General features: G+C 32.7%; 2 protein-coding genes. Both read right to left on the reverse strand.

Translation table 11 applies throughout. From position 1 onward, the window contains the following. Nucleotides 1–336: 336 nt before the first annotated feature. The gene (locus B9Y84_RS20350) at nt 337–816 is read right to left on the reverse strand and encodes a hypothetical protein (protein ID WP_085519236.1); all 480 of its coding nucleotides are present in this window, start codon (nt 814–816) and stop codon (nt 337–339) included. A gap of 148 nt (nt 817–964) precedes the next feature. Next, the gene (locus tag B9Y84_RS20355) at nt 965–1645 is read right to left on the reverse strand and encodes an Abi family protein (RefSeq protein WP_085519237.1); all 681 of its coding nucleotides are present in this window, start codon (nt 1643–1645) and stop codon (nt 965–967) included. Nucleotides 1646–1909 lie beyond the last annotated feature (264 nt).

Genomic DNA, 1909 nt, shown 5'->3' on the forward strand with positions numbered 1-1909 from the left:
CTTAGGCCTTTTCAAGGCTAATCAATCCGCTTTTTATGCCCTCTTTCTGCCAACTGCCTAGCAGAATAATTTTAAGAAAGGAATTAAATACAACGACCGTATAAAACCCGTTTGTTATACTGGTCTATGAAATACTGAAAGTAGTAATTTATGCTATCTCTGCAAACTGATACACTTCATTAATTGCAAAACCTTAGAATAATTAAGCACTATACTTGACAAAAGCAATATCCTTGCTTGCCCGCTATGAAAAGCAAGCATAAATTACGGGCTGTTCAGCAGACAAGGGGCTACAAGGTGGTGAGCAAATGGGTTTTATGCCATGTTGTAAGTAGTCTATTTCCTACTCAAACCAAGTAGACGTTCAACCTTTGATCGTAATGATAATGTTTGCATAATCATAAGTCCAGCGAGGACAGGTACAAAGATAGATGAAACAATTAGTGTATTAGCGAAAGATAACTCTTCTAAAAGTTCTAAGTTGAACCATTTTCCAACTGGTAAGAATAACACAATATAAAATATTATTACAAGAGCATTATTTGGACGCGAATTCATCGAAATTACGGTCTGTCCATTATCTTCCGTCAAAGTTCCAAATACGTAGGTGAAATCCTGATGCATTCCTCCGACTTTAAGAGTTCCAAAACTCCATTTAGGAGTGAATTCAAATCTTCTCTTTCCAATTAATTCTGCACTTAAATTTTCAGAAAAGTCATGCCATTTTTTATTCGAAACTGTTTGAATAACACTTTTTAAGTCTTCTACAGACCGATTCACTGTATATTTATTTCTGAAACTAAATGTGAAATTCATCCGCTATTACTTACAACGCTAAGAATATGGCTTGGTGGCGGTTTTCAAAGTGCTTTCTTGTCTGCCCGCTCCAAAGCTACTTAAATGTAAAAAATTTTCGTTTACCGTTTCCCCCGCCATAAGCTATATTTGATGTTGGGCATAGTATTTATAGCTTATTTATCATACTTATTTTAGTGTCGATTCCGTTGAAATAGTCCACGTAATCAGTCAAGTCAGCATCTATCCATCCCAATAATTCATAAATCTCATTTTTTATATTTGTGGCTTCCGTAAAATCAATAACACTTCCATTAAAGCAAATAGGTTCGTTATGATAAACACGATTTCTAAATTCTCGAATATTGTTGAGTTTTTGATTTAAAATATTGCGGTTGACGTGATTTGGTTTATTTGGAAAACAGTGAATAACAACTCCTCCAATTAATCTGTAATGGTGAGTGTCAAATAAACTTGTCCAGAATCCAAAAGACTGTTCTGCGATTACTTTTCCTGATGTTACAACTCCTCCTTTTTTCCGAATAGTTCTTTCTGCTTTATTAATTGAGTTTCTTAAAAAGAATCTGGATGATGTTAGTGAAGGATGATTCATAAATCCATTTTTTTCCGCAATTATCCAGTTTGGATTTGCAAAATGTGACGACACTTGATAATTTACAATATTTCTAAAGAATATTTCAAATAAATTTAATACAGGATAAAAGGCTTGCGCTGTTCTTAAATTAATTCTGTATAACTTTTGAGCTTTAGATTTTGAATTGCTAGTAGCTATTAAAAACCGGTCTAATCTTGGTTGCGATAAATAGTATTCTAATTTTTGATATTCCAATATTTCCTTGCTTTTATTTGTCTAATACAAATATATTCACTTAATTTGTATTGTAATGCTTAATCAAGCCTCTTTCTTTATAGAAACGTAATTAAGTGAAAGATAAACAGAGCCTCTCGATTCATTTCGAGAGGCTTTTTTATTTTGACTTAGTTTTCTCAAATTATGCCCAACGTTAGGCTATCAATCGTTTTGATTGGAAATCTTAGTTATTTGATGACCTTTCATAATGATTTGATAGCTGATGTTGTGTTTAGTATATTT

It is taken from the genome of Marivirga sericea, from assembly GCF_900177665.1.
Lineage (GTDB): Bacteria > Bacteroidota > Bacteroidia > Cytophagales > Cyclobacteriaceae > Marivirga > Marivirga sericea.

Excerpts from the sequence above, each read along its gene's own strand:
- B9Y84_RS20350 (WP_085519236.1), bottom strand. The coding sequence starts at position 816 with ATGAATTTCACATTTAGTTTCAGAAATAAATATACAGTGAATCGGTCT.